We start from the raw sequence: 20,601 nt of genomic DNA, 5'->3' as shown, positions 1-20,601 counted from the left end.
GTTCGCCGGATAGCGTGCCGGCGATCGTCGTACGACGTCGGGTTCACGGGAGGCGGGGAAGCGTGGCGCGCGGAGGGCAGGGGCTTGCTCGGGTGGCCGTGGTGGTGCGGGCCGGGGCGGCGCCGCTGTGGTGGCTGGGAGTGGTCGCGGCGGGGGCCGGGGTGGTGCCGCCGGGGCTGACCGGCCGGCGGATCGGTGTGCTGGCCGGGGCGGCGCTGTTCCTCGTCGCCGCCGGCGCGGTGGCGTGGGCCCGGCGCGGCCGGTATCTCGCGCCGGAGCGCGCGGCCGTGCGCGCCGGCAAGCACGACGTCCTCCAGGACCGTGCCGTGACCCTGCGCAACTGGCGCCGGGGTCACCGCTGGTGGCTGCTGCTCGCCTTCGCGCTCGCCCTCGGCTCGTCCTTCGCGCTCCCCGCGGCGGGCGGCCTGCTCCTCGCCGGACTCGGCACCGGCCTGCGCCTCAAGGCGGCCTGGCTCGGCCGCCGTGAACTCGCCGCGGGCCGGCTCCACTGGGTGCCCGTGGACCGGCTGTCCGCACGGGGCGGCGGGCCCACGGGCACGCTGGTGGGCGGATACCGGGTCACCGGGCTCGGCGCGGGTGACGCGGCGCCCGGCGGCGGGCGGCGGTAGACCGCTCCCGCCGGGTGCCCACCCGGCCCGGGTCCGGGTGTCAGGACGTGCCGCGGCTCCGCCCGAAAACGGTCCGGGCGGCTCGTCAGCCGGTGCTCAGGGTCCGCCTGGCCAGCTCGTACGCCGGGAGCATCTCCTCGTGTTCCTCGGTGTCGAGGCCGCCGAGGTGGACGACGACGGGGCCCTTCGGGGTGACCGTGAGGAAGGCCCGCTCCTGCTTGGTCTCCTCCAGTGCCTCGCTGGTGTAGAGGTACTCGACCTCGGCGCCAAAGACGCCCGAGTCCGAGGAGAACGCGCGGTACCGGGCCTTGCTGGTGTCGCCCTCGGCCGCCACGAACTTCTTGAGCAGCGCCTCCGCGTCCCCGCCCTTCGCACCGGCCTCGCCGGTCCAGACGCGGATGAAGCCGATGTTCCCGGCGGGCTTGGCGTCGATCTCGCACGCGGCGGTGAACGGGCCCTGGCGCAGAAGGCCCTCGGCCAGCTCGGCCGCCGGCTCGTCCTCCTCGGAGCCGCTCCCACCGTCGGGCGCCCCGGTCTCGATCGCCTCCGGCCGCCACTTCTCGGCGGTCGCGAAGGTGACCGGCAGTTCGCAGGCGGAACCGGCCGCGCCGACGCTGCCACCGCTCTTGACGGCGTCCGCCGACGACTCCGCCCCTGCTTCGGACCCCGCGTCCGCCGACCTGCCGGCGCTCGCCGACGGCTTCTCGCCGCCGTCCCCCGCCGAGTCCGAGCACCCCGTCAGGACCCCGGCCAACAGCGCCAACTGCGCCAGCGCCGTCCCCCGTACCGCTCTGCCCACTGTCATCCTCTTCTCCTGGTCCGGGCGGACACGCTAACGGAGAGGGACGGGCGCCGTTCGCACGGGTGTGCGGGATGGGGGCGGGGCTGGGCCGCTGGGCCCGGGCGGTGGCGGCTCGCCGCCGCCGGGGAACGTGCTCGGCGGCGCTCCCCGGGTGGGGCGCGCCGCCAGAGCCCGATGTCGGCCGGGTCAGACCTCCAACTCCGCCTCGATCCGCTTCAGCTGGTGCCTGGCCATCGCCAGGTTGGCCCGCTTGGCGTCGAGGACCAGGTAGAGGAAGAGGCCGTTGCCGCCGCGGCCGGTGATCAGTCGGATCAGGTGGTACGCGTCGGACAGGGTGATCAGGATGTCCTCGATCTCGCCCTTGAGGCCGAGGTGTTCCATGGTGCGCAGCTTGGCGCGGACGACGTCGGTGTTCCCGGCGGCGGCGACGGTGAGGTCGAACCCCTTGCTGCCGCCGATCGTGCCCAGTGCCATGCCGCTGGTGTAGTCGACCAGGGCGGCGCCGGTCGCGCCCTCGATGGACGCGAGGGCCTCTTTCAGCGCGGTCTCGGTGTTGGCCATGGTGTGTGGTCCTTTCAACTCTCAGTGGTGGTAGGTGCGTTGGGAGTGGTTCGGGGGGTGGTGCGTGAGGGGGTGGCCCGGGGGGTGCGGCGGGGCATGGTCGACCTGACCGTGGCCTTGGCCGGTGTCGCGGACGAGGCGGCGGCCGTGGCCGCGCTCGTGCTCGTGGTCCGGGCCACCGCACGGGCCGGGTTCCTGGTGACCGGCCGGGCTTCGGCCGTGGCCGCCTCGTCGGGCCGGGGCGCGGCGTCCATCAGCTCACCGATCCGGCCGCCGGCCCGGCGGCCCTCCAGGTGCAGCCGGCCCACGTTGACCCGGTCCTGGGCCAGCAGGGTCAGCACCGCGGAGGAGCCCGCCGCGTACGTCGCCACATAGCCGTGGTCGCCGCGCAGCAGCAGTTCGCGCAGCTCGCCCCGGCCGGCGGTGTCCGTCATCCGCACGGCGACGCCGAGCGCGGCGGCGGTGAGCGCCGCCAGGCCCTCCGGCTCCACGCCGGGGGTGTCGTGGGCCAGGACCAGCCCGTCCACGCTGGCCGCGAGGGCGCCGGTCAGCTGGGGTACACGAGCCCTCAACCGGTGCAGTTCGTCGAGGACTTCGGCCTCCGCGGCCATGAGCAGTCTCCTCTCGGCGGGACGCTCCCGCTGCCGCTCAAAGGGCCTCCAGCGCATCCCTGAGCCTTTGCAGTAGAGCCACGTCGGGGTCTGTGGTGGTGAGGGGCCAAGGTGGGGCGACGGGTGGGATCTCGCCGACGGCCGCGGGTCCGGCGGCCGCGTGACGGCCGGAGTCGGTCGGTCGGGCGAGGTGGTCCGGGCCGGCCGGGTGGACCGGTGGGGCGAGGTGGTCCGGGCCGGGCCGCGCGGTGGTGTGGCCGGGGTGGGCGGTGGGGGAGTGCTCGGGGTGGCCGGTGCGGGTGTGGTGGTCCGGGTCGGCCGGAACCGGTGGGGTTCTCGCCGGGCTGTGCCGGGTCGCGGATATCAGCCCCGCGGCCGCCAGCCGCCGTACGTCCACGAGGGTGTGGAAGGCCGGGCGCCCCAGGGTGAGGGAGATCTCGGCGGCCGTGCGCAGGCCGTTCACCTGGCCGAGTACGGCTCCCTGGCGGGCCGGGACCGGGGGGACGTGCCGGTCGGCGGCCCTGGTCAGGGGGGCGTCGTCCGTCTCCGGGTCGGGCCAGATGCGGTGCAGCAGATCACGGCGGCGCCGGGCCTCACGCTCCACGGCGGTCACCGGCACCGGACGGATCGGCCCCAGCCAGTGCGCGGCTCCGTAGCGGAAGCTGGCCGGCGCGCTGCTCGGGCCCAGCACGAAGTACGCCGCGTCGAAGAGGGCCCCCATGTGGCACAGCTCCAGCGCGCCCCGCGCGACCCGGCCGCTGTCCACGAGGAAGCGCCCGACCCGCAGCCCGGCCCCGGCCGTGTCGACCGCCTCCCGCCAGCCGTCGCGGTCCAGGACGCCGCCGGTGGCGAGCAGCACGTCGAGGCCCGGGGAGCGGGGGCTCTCGGCGTGCACGACCTCCCCCTCGGACAGGTACAGCGAGCCGGTCTCGCGCAGCAGTACGCCGGTGGCCCGCTCGGCGGCGAGGCGGCTCAGCATCGGGGAGACGGCCTGCCGGAAGTGCTCGCCGCGCACGGGCAGCGGGGGCGCCGGTGTGGTGATCACGCTCATGCCAGCACCAGCCGTCCCGCCATCTCGCCGAGCCGGATCCGGGCCAGCGCGAGGTTGCCGTCCGAACGGGCCAGCCACAGGTGCAGGAACACACTGCTGTCGAAGGTCGTCCGCACGAACCGCAGCACGTGGTACGTGTCCCGGTTGCTGACGATCAGGTCCTCGACCGGCAGATCCGCCCCGGACCAGTCCGAACCCTCCTCCGGCGCGAACGCCCGGTGCTCCGCCGCGAGCCGCGCCAGCTCAGCCGCCTCGGCCGCGGTCGTCTCGTGGTCACCGCCGGGTGCCTCCCCGACCGTGCCCAGCGCCAGCCCGCTGGTCCAGTCGACCACCGCGGCGCCCAGGGCGCCGGGCAGCCTCATGGCCTCCAGCAGACACTCGTCGATTCCGGGCACCGTGGCTCCCCTCCTGCCTGCGGTTCGGCTGAGTGACGCAGACGCTACGCAACGTGTGCGCGAGGGGTGAGCGATCTGGCATTTTCCAGCGGAACATGCGGAGGGGCGACTAACGTAGGTCGACTTGCCTGCTTTTCACCGCTGTTGGGTGCCGGGCGGTACGCCGGTGCGCTGAGGTGCGCCTATGCGGCAGGCCCGCATGCGGGGCGCGGACGAGGCGCCGGGCATTCCTCATTCTGGGGGGTGTGAGGGGCGCACGAGCAGGTGCGCGACTCTCGGCCGGGCACCCCCAGGCATCCCCGGGCGGTCCAGGGGGCGTGGGGGACCGCGCGATCGGCCGCGACCGACCCGCGCGGTCGCCGCACCACGGTCGTCCGAGCCGGCGGGCGCCGGTCAGAGCCCCAGCAGCCCCGACCTCTCCGCTCCGCCCGCCTCGGCCACGATCTGTTCCACGGTCTGCGCCCGGCGCACCACAGCGAACCGCGTCCCCCCTTCCCCGGGCTCCCCGGGGGCGTACCCGTAGATCCCGGGCCGGGGCAGGGAGTTGTACGCGTAGTGGTGCGCGAAGTAGTACGCGCCGGTGTCCAGCGCGGCCGCGTAGTCGCCCGGCTCGAACAACGGCAGTGAGCGCCCCTCGGCCAGCAGGTCCCCCGCGAAACAGGCGGGCCCCGCCACGTCCTGTACCGCCACCGGCCCGGTCTTCACCCGGCCCTTGGTGTCGTACGCGGCGATCCGCAGCGGCCAGGAGCCGGGCACGTACACCGTCCGCGTCGCCACCTGCACCCCGGCGTGCGTGACCGCGATGGCGCGCCCGCCGGCGCGCTTGGTGTACTCGACACGGGCCACGATCGTCCCGTGCTTGGCGAGCAGTGACCTCCCGAACTCGGTCACCAGCCCGTACCGCCCGTCGAACAGCCCGGGCACCGCCTCCGCCAGCAGCCGTGCGTACTGCTCGTACGTCGGTGTCGCCGCCTCCGACGCGAAGTTCACCGGCAGCCCGCCGCCGATGTCGATCGTGTCGATCTGCCGCCGCCCGATCCGCCGGTTGATCTCCTCCGCCAGTTCGTACGTCTCGGTGATCCCCCGTGTCATCAGCGACAGCGGCATCCCCTGGGACCCGCTGTGCGCGTGCAGCCGGCTCAGCCAGGGCCGGTCCAGACACGCCTGGACGACCCACTCCCGGGCGCCCTCGTCCCGGAGCGCCACGCCGAACTTGGAGGTGGCCGTCGCCGTGGACAACGCGCCGATCGCGCCCGAGCCGACCTGCGGGTTCACCCGGATGCCGACGGGGGAGCGCGTGGGGGCCGACCGGACGAGCGCGTCGATCCGGTCCAGCTCCTGCGGATTGTCGGCGTTGACCGCGATGCCCAGCGCCAGCGCCTCCCGCAGCTCGGCCGGGGTCTTGGCGGGCGAGTCCAGCACGGTGTGCCGGGGCGACACCCCGGCCGCCCGCGCCAGGGCCAGTTCCCCGGCGCTCGCCACCTCCGCGCCGATGCCCGCCTCGCGCAGCAGCCGCAGCACGGGCACCAGCGGCGTCGCCTTCACCGCGAACGCGTGCAGCACGGGCGTCCCGGGCGCCGTCACCGCGTCGAACGCCCTGCGCAGGGCTCCCGCCGAGGCCCGGATCCCGGTGACGTCGAGGAGCGCGACGACCGGGGTGCCGGGGGAGAGCAGCCCCTGCTCCACGGCCGCCCGCACGGCCTCGTCCCGCCGGGCGGCCCGCTCGCCGTCGGTGTCGAACAGCCGCAGCGTGGGCTCGCCGTCCCCGTCCTGCCCGTCGATGCGCTCCTCCTGTGCCTCGCCCCGGTGCCGGGGGCGGCTTCCCGCCGCCCCCTCGTGCCGGGTGGTGGGCTTCTCCCCACCGGTCCCGTTCGTCACGTCTCCCATCCCGTCCCCCGCTGTCGTGTCGTCGTCCGAGCCCAGAGGGCCACTGTCTCCAGCCAAACACCCCTGGCGTGCCGTCGCTGGCCCTACGGCCGTATTGACTAGCTCTATTCAGCAAGTCAGGATGTGAATAGTTGCTGTATAGCGAGGAGGCAGACCGTGTCAGGACCCCGCCCCGTCCGAGCGCCGCGTGGTACGGAACTCAGCACCCTGGGCTGGCAGCAGGAAGCCGCCCTGCGCATGCTGCAGAACAACCTCGACCCCGAGGTCGCCGAGCACCCCGACAAGCTCGTCGTCTACGGCGGCACGGGCAAGGCCGCCCGTGACTGGCGCTCCTTCGACGCCATGGTCCGGACCCTGCGGACCCTCAAGCAGGACGAGACCATGCTCGTCCAGTCGGGCCGCCCCGTCGGTGTCATGCAGACCCACGAGTGGGCGCCCCGTGTCCTCATCGCCAACTCCAACCTCGTCGGCGACTGGGCCAACTGGGAGGAGTTCCGCCGGCTGGAGCAGCTCGGGCTGACCATGTACGGCCAGATGACCGCCGGTTCCTGGATCTACATCGGCACCCAGGGCATCCTCCAGGGCACCTACGAGACCTTCGCCGCCGTGGCCGCCAAGAAGTTCGGCGGCACCCTCGCCGGGACGATCACCCTCACCGCCGGCCTCGGCGGCATGGGCGGCGCCCAGCCCCTCGCCGTGACCATGAACGACGGCGTCGCGATCTGTGTCGACTGCGACCCGCGCGCCATCGACCGCCGCATCGAGCACCGCTACCTCGACGTGAAGGCCGACTCGCTCGACCACGCCCTCCAGCTGGCCGTCGAGGCCCGTGACGCCCGCCGCCCGCTGTCCATCGGCGTCCTCGGCAACGCGGCCGACCTCGTCCCCCAGCTCCTCGCGATGGGCGCCCCCATCGACATCGTCACCGACCAGACCTCCGCCCATGACCCGCTGTCCTACCTCCCCACAGGCCTGGACTTCGACGACATGGCGTCCTACGCGGCGAAGGACCCGGCCGGGTTCACCACCCGCGCGCGTGAGTCGATGGCCCGGCACGTCGAGGCCATGGTCGGCTTCCAGGACGCCGGCGCCGAGGTCTTCGACTACGGCAACTCCATCCGCGGCGAGGCCCGACTCGCGGGCTACGAGCGGGCGTTCGCCTTCCCCGGCTTCGTCCCCGCCTACATCCGGCCCCTCTTCTGCGAGGGCAAGGGCCCCTTCCGCTGGGCCGCCCTCTCCGGCGACCCCGCCGACATCGCCAAGACCGACCGGGCGCTCCTGGACCTGTTCCCGGAGAACGAGTCCCTCCACCGCTGGATCAGGATGGCCGGCGAGCGCGTCCACTTCCAGGGCCTGCCGGCCCGCATCTGCTGGCTCGGCTACGGCGAGCGGGACAAGGCCGGCGAGCGGTTCAACGACATGGTGGCGAGCGGCGAGCTGGCGGCCCCGCTGGTCATCGGCCGCGACCACCTCGACTCCGGTTCCGTCGCCTCCCCCTACCGCGAGACCGAGGCCATGCTCGACGGCTCCGACGCGATCGCCGACTGGCCCCTGCTGAACGCCATGGTCAACGTCGCCTCCGGCGCGTCCTGGGTGTCGATCCACCATGGCGGCGGCGTCGGCATGGGCCGCTCCCTCCACGCCGGGCAGGTCACGGTCGCCGACGGCACGAAGCTGGGCGGCGAGAAGCTCCGCCGGGTGCTCACCAACGACCCCGGGATGGGCGTGATCCGGCACGTCGACGCGGGCTACGACATCGCCGAGTCCGTCGCCGACGACCGGGGCGTCCGCGTGCCGATGCGCGAGGGTGAGGACGCGTGACCCAGCGCGCAGGGGGGCGCGGCGGCAGCACCCGGACGGGGACCGAGGCCGAGCGCTCCCCCCGGCCCGTCACCGGTGGCGCCTCCTTCCACGAGATGTGGCGCGACCTCGGGCCCATCGGCCGGCACCCCGGCTCCGGCGGCTACCGCCGCTTCGCCTGGACCGCCGCCGACGCCGACTGCCGGGCCTGGTTCGAGGAGCAGGCCCGGGACCGGGGACTCCACCACGAGGTCGACCGGAACGGCAACCAGTGGGCCTGGCTCGGCGACCCCGCTGCCGGGGACGCCGTGGTCACCGGATCGCACCTCGACTCCGTGCCCGACGGCGGGGCCTTCGACGGGCCCCTCGGCGTCGTGTCCTCCTTCGCCGCACTCGACGAACTCCGCGCCCGGGGCGCCCGGTTCGACAAACCGCTCGCCATCGTCAACTTCGGTGACGAGGAGGGCGCGCGCTTCGGGCTGGCCTGCGTCGGCTCACGGCTGGCCACCGGGCAGCTGACCGCCGAGCAGGCGGGACGGCTGACCGACGGGGACGGCGTCACCCTGCCCCGGGCGATGGAGGCCGCCGGCTACGACCCGGAGCGCATCGGGCCCGACCCCGAACGCCTCGCGCGGATCGGGGCCTTCGTCGAACTGCACGTCGAGCAGGGGCGGGCCCTGGACCTGTCCGGGGACGCCGTCGGGATCGCCAGCGCGATCTGGCCGCACGGGCGATGGCGGTTCGACTTCCGGGGCGAGGCGAACCACGCCGGGACCACCCGCCTCGTCGACCGCCGGGACCCCATGCTGTCGTACGCGGAGACCGTCCTCGCGGCCCGCCGCGAGGCCCGGCTGGCCGGCGCCGTCGCCACCTTCGGCAAGATCTCCGTCGAACCGAACGGCGTCAACGCCATCCCCTCCCTCGTGCGCGGCTGGCTCGACTCCCGCGCCGAGGACCAGGCGACGCTGGACACGGTCGTCGGCGCGATCGAGGAGGCGGCCCGCGACTACGCCCAGGAGCACGGGATCGAACTGGACGTCGTCCGGGAGTCCTTCACGCCCGTCGTCGAGTTCGAACACGCGCTGCGCGACGAGATCGCCCGCATCCTGGGCCGGGACACGGCCGATCTGAAGGTGCCGGTGCTCGGAACCGGAGCCGGACACGACGCCGGGATCCTCTCCGGGACCGTCCCGACCGCCATGCTGTTCGTGCGCAACCCCACAGGCGTCTCGCACTCCCCGGCCGAGCACGCCGCCGAGGACGACTGCCTGGCCGGGGTGACCGCGCTCGCCGACGTACTGGAAGGGCTGGCCCGCAGGTGACGGAGACGACCTACTGGCTCGAACACGCCTGGCTCGGCACCAACGTCGAGCCGGGCGTCACCCTCACGGTGACCACCGACGGCTCCGACGGCCGCATCACCGCCGTGCGCACCTCGACGCCCACCCCGCCCCCGGGCGCTGTCGACCTGCGCGGCCTCACCCTGCCCGGCCTCGCCAACGCCCACAGCCACGCCTTCCACCGGGCCCTGCGCGGCACCGTCCAGGTCGGCTCGGGCACCTTCTGGACCTGGCGCGAGGTCATGTACCGGGTGGCGGACCGGCTGACGCCGGACACCTACCTCGCCCTCGCGCGAGCCGTGTACGCGGAGATGGCGCTGGCCGGGATCACGGCGGTGGGCGAGTTCCACTACGTGCACCACGCCCCCGGCGGCACCCCGTACGCCGACCCGAACGCCATGGGCGAGGCCCTCGTCCAGGCGGCCGCCGAGGCGGGCATCCGGATCACCCTCCTCGACACCGCCTACCTCTCCGCCGGCTTCGGCAAGGCGCCCGACCACCACCAGCTCCGCTTCTCCGACGGCACGGCGGAGGCCTGGGCGGAACGCTGTTCAGTTCTCAAGGACCGGGATCACGCGCGGATCGGCGCTGCCGTGCACTCCGTACGGGCCGTGCCCGCCGGGCAGTTGGCGACCGTGGCGCGCTGGGCCGAGGAGCGGCGGGCCCCGCTGCACGTGCACCTGTCGGAGCAGACGGCGGAGAACGACGCCTGCCACGCCGCACACGGCCGCACCCCCGCCCAGCTCCTCGCCGACCACGGTGTGCTGGGCCCCCGTACGACGGGCGTCCACAACACCCACCTCACCGATCAGGACATCGCCCTCCTCGGCGACAGCGGCACCGGCACCTGTATGTGCCCCACGACCGAACGGGACCTCGCGGACGGCATCGGACCGGCCGTCGCCCTGCAACGCGCGGGCTCCCCGCTCTCCCTCGGCTCCGACAGCCACGCCGTCATCGACCTGCTCGAAGAGGCGCGCGCGATGGAGCTGAACGAGCGGCTGCGCACCCGTACCCGCGGTCACTGGACGGCGGCGGCCCTCCTGCGGGCGGCCTCGGCCGACGGCCACGCGGCGATCGGCTGGGACGACGCCGGCGCTCTGGAGACGGGCGCGCTCGCCGACTTCACCACCATCGCGCTCGACTCGGTCAGGACAGCGGGGCCGCTGCCACGGCTGGGCGCGGAGACGGCGGTATTCGCCGCGTCGGCAGCGGACGTGTCGCACACGGTGGTGGGAGGTCGGCACGTCGTACGGGACGGGGCGCACGCGCTCGTACCGGATGTGCCGAAGGCCCTCGCCGACGCCGTCGCGGCACTGCGCGGATGAAACCCGCCCGACCACCCGCGCCCCCGGCCCCCGGCCCGGACCCCGAACCCGAACCGACCGCCGACCAGGCAACCAAGGACGCCATGAGCAGCCCGACGACCGACAGCCCCGCCCACTCGGCGAGCACCGCCAGCACGCTCATCACCAACATCGCTGCCCTGGTCACCAACGACCCCTCCCTCGGCGACGGTTCCCCCCTCGGACTGATCCAGGACGCGGCCGTCGTCATCGACGGCGACCGCATCGCGTGGACCGGTGATCAGAGCAAAGCACCCGCCACTGACAATCGGGTCGACGCCGGTGGACGGGCGGTGATCCCGGGCTTCGTGGACTCCCACTCCCACCTCGTCTTCGCGGGCGACCGGACCGCCGAGTTCAACGCCCGCATGTCCGGCCGGGCCTACAGCGCGGGCGGCATCCGCACGACCGTCGCCGCCACCCGCGCCGCCACCGACGAGGAACTGGAGGCCAACCTCACCCGTTACCTCCGCGAGGCACTCCGTCAGGGCACGACCACCTTCGAGACCAAGTCGGGCTACGGCCTGACCGTCGAGGACGAGGCGCGGGCACTGCGCATCGCCGCCCGGCACACGGACGAGGTGACGTACCTCGGCGCCCACATCGTCTCCCCCGACCACGCCGAGGACCCCGCCGCCTACGTGGCCCTCGTCACCGGCGAGATGCTCGACGCCTGCGCGCCCCACGCCCGTTGGATCGACGTCTTCTGCGAGAAGGGCGCCTTCGACGGCGACCAGGCCCGCGCGATCCTCACGGCGGGCCGGGCCAGGGGCCTGCACCCGCGCATCCACGCCAACCAGCTGTCGTACGGCCCAGGCGTCCAACTCGCCGTGGAACTGGACGCGGCGAGCGCGGACCACTGCACCCACCTCACCGACGCCGACGTGGACGCCCTCGCGCACGGCCGGACGGTCGCCACCCTCCTCCCGGGCGCCGAGTTCTCCACCCGCGCCGAGTGGCCGGACGCGCGCCGGCTCCTCGACGCGGGCGTCACCGTCGCCCTCTCCACGGACTGCAATCCGGGGTCGTCCTTCACCTCGTCCGTCCCCTTCTGCGTCGCGCTCGCCGTACGGGACATGGGGATGACCCCGGACGAGGCGGTCTGGTCGGCCACGGCGGGGGGCGCGCGGGCGCTCCGCCGTGACGACGTCGGCCGGCTCACGCCGGGCGCGTACGCCGATCTTGCCCTGCTGGACGCGCCCAGCCACGTCCACCTCGCCTACCGGCCCGGCGTGCCGCTGGTCACGGGCGTGTGGCGCAGGGGCGTCCGCGTCGTCTGACCGGTACGGAGCGCAGGAGGCTCGGACCGGTCTCAGGTGGAGGCCGGGCCGGACCCGGCCCGCCACCGCTGCCCGTCGCGCCCCGACGCCACGGCGAAGCCGACGGAACCGAGCGCGTCCGGCGTCACGGCGAACCGCCCCGCGATCGCCGGGCGGATCACTCCCCGGGAGTCGACCTCGAACCTGAGGTTGTCGCCCTTGTCCCCGTCGAGCGAGTCGCACTCCCAGACGCCCACACCGTCGTCGATCGCCCCACGGCTGTCGAGGCACAGGTCGGGGTCGGCGAACGACTGCAGGGCGTCGCGCCCGGGGTCGACACGCCAGCGCTGGGTGGCGCGCGAGGAGCAGGTGGCCGTGACGACGTCGGTGCCCTTCGCCAACTCGCCCCGGATGTCCAGGCACAGCCCCGAGGAGATGTTCACCACCTGCGTGTAGGCACCGCTCAGCGGCGGCCCGTACGGCGACGACGGCGTCGGCGGGCCCGTGTCGGACGGACTCGGTCTCGGGCTCGGGCTCCGCGTCGGCTTCTCCTTCCGCGGGGGCTTCGAGGGGCTCGCGGTCTCCGAGGGGGTCGGGGACGGTGTCGGGCTCGGCGGGACCGTGGGGGTCACCGCCCCCGACGGCGGAGCCGCGGGCGTGCCGCCGGAACCGGCCGCGTCGTCGGAGGACGACGAGCCGACCGACCCCGAGAACACCAGGAAGGCCAGCAGCGGCGCCAGCGCCACCCCGAGAGCCACCGAGGTGAGCACGATCCGCCGGGACCGGGACCACTTGGCCCCCGCCACCCGGGTCCCACTGCCGCTCTCCGCCGCCCAGGTCCCAGTGGCGGGCCCGGCCCCGGCCCCGCTCGCGGTGAAGGGCTCCGTCTCGGGTCCCGCCGCCGCCCAGGACCCGGCGGCCGTTCCCGGCCCGCCCCTGTTCCCGGCCCAGGCTTCCCCGTCGGCCCCGGCTCCGTCCCCCGCCCATGCCTCCGCCCAGGCCGACGCACCGCCCGAAGACTCCGCAGCGGCCCCGTCCACGGAACGACCCCCGGCTCCGGCACCGGAGCCGAAACCGGCACCGCCACCGGGTCCGCCGCGGTCGGCGCCGGAACCTGACCCGACAGGGCCGGAGCCGGAGCCCGGGCCGGACCCCGTCCAGGCCCCCGCCGCGGCGGTCGTGGCGGAGGCTCCCGCCCACCCGCCCGTTCCGAAGCCCTCCCAAGTCCCGCCTGTCGTCCCGCCCGTGCGGTCCGCACCGCTCTCCGGCTCCGAGAAGTCCGCCGCCGCGCCGGCGCCCGCCCGCCCGCCGACTCCGCCCCGCGTGTACGCCGTACCGCCCCAGGGCAGCAACCCCTCCGCGAGCGTCGCGCGCGGGCTGTCGCGCAGGGCGCACAGCTCCTCGTACGCGCCGGAGCAGTAGGGGCAGTGCTCCATGTGAGCGCGCAGATCGGTGCTGTGGCGAGGGGAGTCCGGCCGTACGGACTCCTCGATCAGCCGCCGGAAGTCCTGGCAGCGCGGATCGTCGGAGGCGGCGAGACGCACGCGCAGACAGGCCTGGCGCAGGGTCTGGAGCGCGGACTCGCGCATGTACGTCACGTCGTCGGGGGTGAGGCCGAGCAGCACGGCCGTACGGTCCTCCGGTTCCTGCTCCACGACGCCGTACCAGATGAGCCCCTGGGGCCTGGTCGGCAGGGACCGGAACGCCGCGAGCAGGGGCGGGACGGGGCCGTCGGGGCCCGCCGTGGCCAGCACGGGGCGCAGGGCGGGCGCGAGACCGGTCGCGTGTTCGTCCGTGGTCCAGGTGGCGGCCACCCGGACGGTCAGCAGGAGCAGTTGATGGCGCCAGGGGACGGCCGCCTCGGAGCCGCGCGCCGTCTCCCGGGTGGCGATCGTGAACGCCTGCGTCGCCAGCTCCCGGGCCGAGGACTCGCTCGCCGCGCACAGCCGGGCGTAGGCGAGGACCGAGGGGTGGTGGCGCTCGCGCAGCTCGCGCAGGGCCGTGTACGCGATCGGCGAGTCGGTGCGCAACAGAGCGGTGAGCCGCGCGTCGGACGCGTTCGCGTGCCGGTGCTCGGACCCGTCGTCGGGGCGTGCGCCCGGCGCGCCGGTGCCCTGCCGGTTCTCATGACTGTCGTCGTCGGGGCGCTCGTCCCGAGCCCGAGTCATCCTCGTGCCTCCTCGCACCCCCGTGTCCGCCAGTCGGCTTCTGGGATACCGAACAGTCTGGCGCGTGACCATAGTGACGGAAGGTGAACCGAAGGGAAGGGGTTTCTTGCGGTAAGGGGGCGAGAGAGTGGGCAGGCCGGAAACGGTTCGGCCGGGTACGGGAGGAGTGTCGGAACTCCTGCCGCACCCGGCCGACTTCATCTCACTGCCACTGCCACTGCCACTGCCACTGTCACGGTCATCGTGCTCGTCGGCGGTGGCACCCGCTCGCGCTCACTCCTCCAGCGTCAGTCCCTTGCGCAGCCGTACCAGCGTGCGGGACAGCAGCCGGGAGACGTGCATCTGGGAGATGCCCAGCTCGTCCCCGATCTCGGACTGCGTCATGTTGGCCACGAAGCGGAGGGAGAGGATCTGCCGGTCGCGCGGCGGCAGTCCGGCGATCAGCGGCTTCAGGGACTCGACGTACTCGATGCCTTCGAGCCCGTGGTCCTCGTAGCCGATCCGGTCCGCCAGCGCGCCCTCGGAGTCGTCCTCCTCGGGCTGGGCGTCCAGCGACGAGGCGGTGTACGCGTTCGACGCGGCCATGCCCTCGACGACCTCGTCGTTCGTCAGTCCCAGACGCTCCGCCAGCTCGCCCACGGTGGGGGCGCGGTCGAGCTTCTGGGCCAGCTCGTCGCCGGCCTTGGCGAGGTCCAGCCGAAGTTCCTGCAGCCTGCGCGGCACCCGCACGGACCAGCTCGTGTCACGGAAGAAACGCTTGATCTCACCGACGATGGTCGGCATCGCGAACGTGGGGAACTCGACGCCACGGCTCAGTTCGAAGCGGTCGATCGCCTTGATGAGGCCGATCGTGCCGACCTGGATGATGTCCTCCATGGGTTCGCTGCGGGAGCGGAACCGGGAGGCGGCGAACTTCACCAGGGCCAGGTTGAGTTCGACGAGCGTGTTGCGCACGTACGAGTATTCGTACGTGCCTTCCTCCAGGGACTCCAGCCGCTCGAAGAGAGTCTTGGACAGCGCCCGAGCGTCCACCGGGCCCACCTCGTCGAACCGGGGGATCTCCGGCAGGTCGGCGAGCGCGTGGCCCGGATCGTGGGTGAGGTCGTCCTGAGCCTCTTCCGGGGCGCATGCCGACGTCGCCCTCTGGGTATGCGATGCGTCGAGCCGGGGTGACATGATGTCCTCCATCGTTCTCGGCATATGGCCGCCGATGCCTGTACGTGCACTGCGGTGTGCGGCGCCTCCAAAGCCGGCCGTGTCGTTTGGTGCACTACTAGCCCTACCCGGTTTCAGGACGTCGTCGCAAGTGCATGGTGTACTGAAATGTCCCTTTTCGGGGGATTGTTCGGGTGTCGGAGAGTGTGGAGAAGGCGTAGTGTTCGAGGCCGAGTCAGCAGTCACAACGGTCGGGAGAGAGACGGCATGGACCGTGGGACGGTCGGCAGCGCACAGTCGGGCCGGCTACGGGTCGAGGTACGGGAAGAGGGCTCCAGTGCCGTCGTGACGCCGGCGGGTGAGCTCGATCACCACACCGCCGATCTGTTGCGCGAGCCACTCGAAAGCTGCCTGGAAAAGGGATTCACGCGTCTGGTGGTGGACTGCTCACTGCTGGAGTTCTGCGACTCCACCGGGCTGAACGTCCTGCTGGGCGTGCGGCTCAGGGCGGAGGCGGGGGGCGGTGGCGTCCATCTGGCGGGCATGCTCCCGGCGGTGGCGCGGGTCTTCGAGATCACCGGGGCGGACGCGGTGTTCACCGTCCACGACACCCTCGAAGCGGCCCTGGGCGACTAGCCCGGGCCCGTCGGCCGCGCTCCTGTCCAAGGGGGCCGTCGCTCCGGTCGCCGGTGCCGCCGGACCGGCCCGTCCGGCCTGCGAGACCGGCCCCGGGCTCCCGTCCCGACCCGTTGGTTGTTCGCGTCACAGCTTCTGTGCCGAATACATGGGTGTTCTGACGGTTCGCTCGGGCAGGAGACATCCTGAACGTGTCGGCGAACGGGTCGGCCGTGACCCGGGAGGCTCGGTGGCGGGGCGGCGTGGACGGGCGGTGGGGCGTACGGCGGTGCTCCGACAGCGGCCCGGCGACGGTCCGGCGGAGACTCGACGACGGCGCGGCGGAGACTCGACGGCGGCGCGGCGGAGGGTCGACGACGGCTCGGCAGTACGGCGAAGTGTGACGGGAAATACGGATGGCGCAACGGATGACAGCAGAAGACAGCACGTACCGCGGGGCCGCGCCCCGCACCCTTGATGAGTCCTGAATCGTGTACCGGTGAATCGGTGAGGTGAAGCGCTGATGAGCACCACCCGGCCCTTCTCGCCGGGCGACCGCGGCCCGGAACCGGGTGCCGGCGGCGCTTCGGGGGTGCCCGGGGCGGACCCGCCCGCTGCCCCCTCCACGGGTCGTCAGTCCCGTCGGCTCAGCTTCGAGGGCGAGAGCGGGGTGGTGCCGCTCGCCCGCGACTTCACCCGCCAGGCGCTGCACGAGTGGGGCTGGCTGCCCGCCGCGACCGCGGACCAGCGGGCGGCGGCGGAGGACGTCCTGCTGGTGGTGTCCGAGCTGGTCACCAACGCGTGCCTGCACGCGGAGGGCCCGGCCGAGCTCCGGATCGCGTGCGACAACAAGGTGCTGCGGATCGAGGTGTCCGACCGGGGCGCGGGCAATCCGGCGCCCCGGACGCCGCACCGGGCGGGCCGGCCGGGTGGGCACGGGATGTTCATCGTGCAGCGGCTGTGTCTGGACTGGGGGGTCGTACGGGCCCCCGGGGAGTCCGGGAAGACGGTGTGGGCGGAGCTGGGGGCGCCGGCCTGAGCGCCGTGGGGGTGTGACGCGCCGGCGGCCGCGCATGTCGTGGCGGTCGGCGGTCGGCGGTCGGCGGTCGGCGGTCGGGGCGCGGGGCGCCTCGTAGGGCGTTGCGAGTCCCCCCGTGGACCTGCCGGCCCGTCACCGCGCGTACCCGCGAACCTGTCGCCCTGGATCGGTGCGGCCGTCGCCATGGATCGGCGAACCCGTCCCCGGTGAACCGGCGGACTTTCGCCGGCGTGGAGCCTCACCGGTTCATCGACACTCATCCGAACCCTGCGTGTGTCTTCCTTCTCCACGGGCCCCGGCGTACCTTGAGCCGCCGATCTGATGTTCCGTCAGAAATGTGGGGTGCCGAGGTGTCGTACCGGACGTACCAGAAACGAACCGCCGCGCTCGCGTCCCTCGCGGCCCTGGCCGGCTCAGCGGTGCTGATGGCCGCCCCGGTGGCCCATGCCGAGGTCGTGGACGTCGAGTACAACTGCAAGACGCCCATCGGGGACAAGTCCGCGGTGTCGCCGATCGACATCAAGGGTGTGGAGAGCGGCGACGGCTACAAGATCACGATGTCGTGGCAGAAGGGCGTGTCGTCCAGCCCGGTCGAGCTGGGCAAGGGCGCGATGACGCCGAGCGCCACGATCGTGCTGGGCGGGGCCGACAGCGGGACGCTCACGGTGACCGGGCCGGCGAACCAGGAGGCGATCCCGGCCAACACACCCATCAAGATCAATGACCTGAGCGGTACGTATACCCCGAAGAAGACCGGCAAGGTCGACTTCACCGCGGGTGTGCTCACCATCAAGGCCCTCGGCACGGTGACGACCTGCACCCCGGGGAACGAGCCCGGACCCTCGCTGACCCTGGACGTCACCGCCGGAAGCGGGGGCACCTCGGGCGCTACGGGAGGCGGTTCCGCCACCGGCGGCTCGGGCGGCTCGGGCGGTGAGCTTCCGCAGACCGGCCCCCTGGATTCCGCGGTCGCTCTCGGAACGCTCGGCGGCACGGTGCTGCTCGCGGGCGCGGCGGGGACTCTGTGGGTGACACGCAGGAACCAGGCGGTACGTCGCTGACGGGAGCCGGAACGTGATCACAAGGCGGCCGGGCCCGGCGGCGCACCCGACACACGACCCCACCCCGCGGATCTCGGCGCTCACGGTGGTGCTCGCCCTCGTCGTCGTGCTCTTGACGCCCGTCGGCGGCGGCGGGAGCGCGCAGGCCGCGGACAGGCCGACTGTGAAGCTGTCCAAGTCGCAGGCCGGCACCGGCGGTTCGGTCACCGTGACCGGTGGTGGCTGGCGGCCGAAGGCGATCCTGATGGTGCTGATCTGCGGCCGGTCCACGCCGGCGCGGGGGGTGCCCGACGGCACCGACTCCTGTGCCAACGCCGACGGGCGGGCCGTCACCGCCGATGACGAGGGCCGCTTCCGCCGGGAGCTGCCGGTGTCCGAGCCCCCGGTGCCGTGTCCGTGTGTCGTGCACGTCTCCACCATCACGGGCCCGAAGGCGGCGGCCGACACTGCCTTCCAGGTCGCCGGGCACTCGGTCGAACCGTTGCCGAGGGAGGCGACCGGCGGACAGCTCTCGTTGCTGAGGGACGCTCGACTGACGGGTTCCGGCGGGCTGTTGACCTGGTTCGGCGCGCCGCCCGCCCGTGAACTGGTCCTCACCGTCGGCAACGTCGGCACCTCATCGGTCAGGAACCCCGTCTTCCAGGTCGGCACCTCCCACGGCGTGTTCGCGCCACGCTGGGAGGAACAGCGCTGGCGCGGGACGATCCGGCCGGGCGGCAAGGCCCGGATCACCCTGCCCGTCGACCTCGCCGCCGGAGCGCACGGCGACTACTCCGTCTCCCTCAAGTACGGCGGCAGGGTCCTCGCCGAACAGCCGTGGACCGTGGGCCGCCCCTGGGGCGTCACCCTTTTCTGGCTGATGCTCTGCCTCGTCGTACCGGCGACGCTGTTCCGGGTCGGGATGGCGGCGGTCGACCGGGCACGCCCGGCGCGCGAGGCTCCCGAGGGGCGGAGGCGCCGGCCGAGGCTCCCCGCGTGGGTGCCCCGGCCGAGCCCCTCGACCGCCGCCCACGCACACCCCCGCACGCCCTCCCCCTCACGTACGGCCCCGCCCCCGACCCCGGCCCTGCCGTGGTTCACACCGGACACGGACACAGGTCCAGGCACGGACATGGACACGGGCCCAGGCACGGACACGGGCACCGAAACCGGCACGGAAGCCGAGACCGACACGGCCATCCGCCCTGGGGCGACACGTCAGTGACACGTATAGGGCCGCCGCACCCGGAGGTGCGGCGGCCCCTTCCCGTGGATCGGCCGGTGCGGGATCAGTTGACGTCGCCCGTGAGGGCCCTGACCTTCCTGCGGTACATGTAGATCGCGAGACCGGCGAGGACCGCGAGCGTGGCCTCGACGGCGACCATGCCCGTGCCGCTGAGGTCGAAGCCGCCGACGGCCGGGTTGGAGAGCAGGCCGGTGATGGAGTCGCTCGCGGTGACGGCGAGGAACCACACGCCCATCATCTGGCCGGCGTACTTGGCCGGGGCCATCTTCGTCGTCACCGACAGGCCGACCGGGGAGAGACACAGCTCGCCGACGGTCTGGATGAAGTAGATGCCCACCAGCCACATCGGGCCGGCCGGGGTGCCGTCCGCCGCCATCCCCAGCGGGATCAGGAAGAAGAAGAACGAGACGCCGATGAGCACCAGCGCCATCGCGAACTTCACGGCCGTGCTCGGCTCCCTGCCCTGCCGGTTCAGCCACAGCCAGAGCCAGGCGAACACCGGGGCCAGGGCCATGATGAACAGCGGGTTCAGCGACTGGTACCAGGAGGTCGGGAACTCGAAGCCAGCAGTGAGCCGGCCACCTTCTGATCGTTCGAGCCGAAGGCCTGGACCGTGGAGGCGCCCTGGTCGTAGATCATCCAGAACACGGCGGCGGCGACGAAGAACCAGATGTAGCCGGTCATCTTCGACTGCTCGGCGGTGGTCAGTTCCTTGTCGCCCTTCACCCTGCACGCGACGCCGCACGGCGGCGCGGATCTTCATGCGATCGCGGGACGAAACGCCCGCCGCCATGGACCATGCCGTGGGCAGGTAAGAGAACCCTCGGGCAAGGTGTGAATCGTGCTTGCCGATCACCCTCCACCTGCGGTTCTCGGCGGACTACCATCACCCCATGACCCGTGTACTGCTCGCCGAGGACGACGCGTCCATCTCGGAGCCGTTGGCTCGCGCACTGCGCCGGGAGGGGTACGAGGTGGAGGTCCGTGAGGACGGCCCCACCGCGCTGGACGCCGGTATGCAAGGTGGCGTCGACCTGGTCGTCCTGGACCTGGGGCTGCCCGGCATGGACGGCCTGGAGGTGGCCCGCAGGCTGCGCGCCGAGGGCCACACCGTGCCGATCCTCATCCTGACCGCGCGCGCCGACGAGGTGGACACCGTCGTCGGCCTCGACGCGGGCGCCGACGACTACGTCACCAAGCCCTTCCGGCTCGCCGAGTTGCTGGCCCGTGTGCGGGCCCTGCTCCGGCGCGGCGCCGCGGAGCCGGCGCAGCCGCCCGCCACCCACGGGGTGCGGATCGACGTCGAGTCGCACCGGGCGTGGATGGGCGACGAGGAGCTCCAGCTCACGGCCAAGGAGTTCGACCTGCTGCGGGTGCTCGTGCGCGACGCGGGCCGGGTCGTCACCCGCGACCAGTTGATGCGCGAGGTCTGGGACACCACGTGGTGGTCCTCGACCAAGACCCTCGACATGCACATCTCCTGGCTGCGCAAGAAGCTGGGCGACGACGCGGCGAATCCGCGGTACATCGCGACCGTGCGAGGCGTCGGGTTCCGGTTCGAGAAGAACTAGAACCCGGCCGGGACGGCCGCCCACCCCGTCGTCCCGGCCGCGCGCCCGCGCGTCGCCGGGGCGCCACGGGGGCGCGAGCGTCACCC

Annotated in this window: 18 protein-coding genes and 1 pseudogene; 10 read left to right on the top strand and 9 right to left on the bottom strand. The window is 73.4% G+C overall.

The window, feature by feature from the left end; translation table 11 throughout:
* The first annotated feature begins 62 nt into the window (after window positions 1–62).
* Window positions 63–629: a hypothetical protein gene (locus tag STRBO_RS0135500; protein WP_086016375.1), complete on the top strand. Its 567-nt coding sequence runs from the start codon at window positions 63–65 to the stop codon at window positions 627–629.
* A gap of 85 nt (window positions 630–714) precedes the next feature.
* On the opposite strand, the gene STRBO_RS0135495 is transcribed toward STRBO_RS0135500, so the two are convergent.
* The 6 genes from STRBO_RS0135495 to STRBO_RS0135470 all read right to left on the bottom strand — a co-directional run bounded on the left by STRBO_RS0135495 (window position 715) and on the right by STRBO_RS0135470 (window position 5,936).
* Window positions 715–1,434 (bottom strand): lipoprotein, encoded by a 720-nt coding sequence (locus STRBO_RS0135495; RefSeq protein ID WP_005485739.1) that lies wholly within the window; start codon window positions 1,432–1,434, stop codon window positions 715–717.
* A 183-nt stretch (window positions 1,435–1,617) separates the two neighbouring features.
* A complete protein-coding gene (locus tag STRBO_RS0135490; RefSeq protein WP_005485738.1) occupies window positions 1,618–1,992 on the bottom strand; it encodes a roadblock/LC7 domain-containing protein in 375 nt (124 codons plus the stop codon).
* A gap of 14 nt (window positions 1,993–2,006) precedes the next feature.
* Window positions 2,007–2,603: a roadblock/LC7 domain-containing protein gene (locus STRBO_RS0135485; RefSeq protein WP_005485737.1), complete on the bottom strand. Its 597-nt coding sequence runs from the start codon at window positions 2,601–2,603 to the stop codon at window positions 2,007–2,009.
* Between the two features lie 37 nt (window positions 2,604–2,640).
* Complete coding sequence (locus STRBO_RS0135480) at window positions 2,641–3,654, bottom strand: hypothetical protein (protein WP_005485736.1); 1,014 nt, start codon at window positions 3,652–3,654, stop codon at window positions 2,641–2,643.
* Window positions 3,651–4,049 (bottom strand): hypothetical protein, encoded by a 399-nt coding sequence (locus tag STRBO_RS0135475; RefSeq protein ID WP_005485735.1) that lies wholly within the window; start codon window positions 4,047–4,049, stop codon window positions 3,651–3,653. Before STRBO_RS0135475 ends, STRBO_RS0135480 begins: the two co-directional genes overlap by 4 nt.
* Before the next feature lie 393 nt (window positions 4,050–4,442).
* Window positions 4,443–5,936: a type III PLP-dependent enzyme domain-containing protein gene (locus tag STRBO_RS0135470; RefSeq protein ID WP_005485733.1), complete on the bottom strand. Its 1,494-nt coding sequence runs from the start codon at window positions 5,934–5,936 to the stop codon at window positions 4,443–4,445.
* Window positions 5,937–6,092: 156 nt separating this feature from the next.
* Between STRBO_RS0135470 and hutU the strand changes: the two genes are divergently transcribed.
* From hutU to hutI, 4 genes are read left to right on the top strand one after another with little or no spacing between them, the layout of a single operon-like run.
* Window positions 6,093–7,757, top strand: coding sequence for a urocanate hydratase (gene hutU, locus STRBO_RS0135465; protein WP_005485732.1), 1,665 nt, complete (start codon window positions 6,093–6,095; stop codon window positions 7,755–7,757).
* Window positions 7,754–9,058: an allantoate amidohydrolase gene (locus tag STRBO_RS0135460; protein WP_005485731.1), complete on the top strand. Its 1,305-nt coding sequence runs from the start codon at window positions 7,754–7,756 to the stop codon at window positions 9,056–9,058. Before hutU ends, STRBO_RS0135460 begins: the two co-directional genes overlap by 4 nt.
* Complete coding sequence (locus STRBO_RS0135455) at window positions 9,055–10,404, top strand: formimidoylglutamate deiminase (RefSeq protein ID WP_005485730.1); 1,350 nt, start codon at window positions 9,055–9,057, stop codon at window positions 10,402–10,404. The genes STRBO_RS0135460 and STRBO_RS0135455 overlap by 4 nt, the downstream gene beginning before the upstream one ends.
* Window positions 10,401–11,702: an imidazolonepropionase gene (hutI, locus tag STRBO_RS0135450; RefSeq protein ID WP_005485729.1), complete on the top strand. Its 1,302-nt coding sequence runs from the start codon at window positions 10,401–10,403 to the stop codon at window positions 11,700–11,702. Before STRBO_RS0135455 ends, hutI begins: the two co-directional genes overlap by 4 nt.
* Window positions 11,703–11,734: 32 nt before the next feature.
* On the opposite strand, the gene STRBO_RS45765 is transcribed toward hutI, so the two are convergent.
* Window positions 11,735–13,849 (bottom strand): RICIN domain-containing protein, encoded by a 2,115-nt coding sequence (locus STRBO_RS45765; protein ID WP_005485728.1) that lies wholly within the window; start codon window positions 13,847–13,849, stop codon window positions 11,735–11,737.
* 273 nt (window positions 13,850–14,122) lie between these two features.
* On the bottom strand, window positions 14,123–15,037 hold the full coding sequence (locus STRBO_RS0135440) for an RNA polymerase sigma factor SigF (RefSeq protein WP_020115597.1): 915 nt from the start codon (window positions 15,035–15,037) through the stop codon (window positions 14,123–14,125).
* Window positions 15,038–15,271: 234 nt separating this feature from the next.
* Between STRBO_RS0135440 and STRBO_RS0135435 the strand changes: the two genes are divergently transcribed.
* The 4 genes from STRBO_RS0135435 to STRBO_RS0135420 all read left to right on the top strand — a co-directional run bounded on the left by STRBO_RS0135435 (window position 15,272) and on the right by STRBO_RS0135420 (window position 18,923).
* The gene (locus tag STRBO_RS0135435; RefSeq protein ID WP_005485726.1) at window positions 15,272–15,640 is read left to right on the top strand and encodes an STAS domain-containing protein; all 369 of its coding nucleotides are present in this window, start codon (window positions 15,272–15,274) and stop codon (window positions 15,638–15,640) included.
* Between the two features lie 502 nt (window positions 15,641–16,142).
* Window positions 16,143–16,658, top strand: coding sequence for an ATP-binding protein (locus STRBO_RS0135430; protein WP_020115596.1), 516 nt, complete (start codon window positions 16,143–16,145; stop codon window positions 16,656–16,658).
* Between the two features lie 335 nt (window positions 16,659–16,993).
* Window positions 16,994–17,719 (top strand): hypothetical protein, encoded by a 726-nt coding sequence (locus STRBO_RS0135425; protein WP_005485724.1) that lies wholly within the window; start codon window positions 16,994–16,996, stop codon window positions 17,717–17,719.
* A gap of 13 nt (window positions 17,720–17,732) precedes the next feature.
* Window positions 17,733–18,923, top strand: a complete 1,191-nt coding sequence (locus STRBO_RS0135420; RefSeq protein ID WP_005485723.1) for a hypothetical protein — start codon at window positions 17,733–17,735, stop codon at window positions 18,921–18,923.
* Between the two features lie 64 nt (window positions 18,924–18,987).
* On the opposite strand, the pseudogene STRBO_RS40755 reads toward STRBO_RS0135420, so the two are convergent.
* Window positions 18,988–19,691: pseudogene (locus tag STRBO_RS40755) on the bottom strand (oligopeptide:H+ symporter); the annotation flags it as partial.
* Between the two features lie 146 nt (window positions 19,692–19,837).
* Here STRBO_RS40755 and STRBO_RS0135405 point away from each other — a divergent pair.
* On the top strand, window positions 19,838–20,515 hold the full coding sequence (locus STRBO_RS0135405; protein ID WP_028797028.1) for a response regulator transcription factor: 678 nt from the start codon (window positions 19,838–19,840) through the stop codon (window positions 20,513–20,515).
* The last annotated feature ends 86 nt before the right edge of the window (window positions 20,516–20,601 follow it).

Source organism: Streptomyces bottropensis ATCC 25435, assembly GCF_000383595.1.
In the GTDB taxonomy this organism is placed as follows: domain Bacteria; phylum Actinomycetota; class Actinomycetes; order Streptomycetales; family Streptomycetaceae; genus Streptomyces; species Streptomyces bottropensis.
The sequence above is the reverse complement of the archived record's forward strand: the minus strand, read 5'-3'. Positions and strand labels throughout refer to the sequence as shown.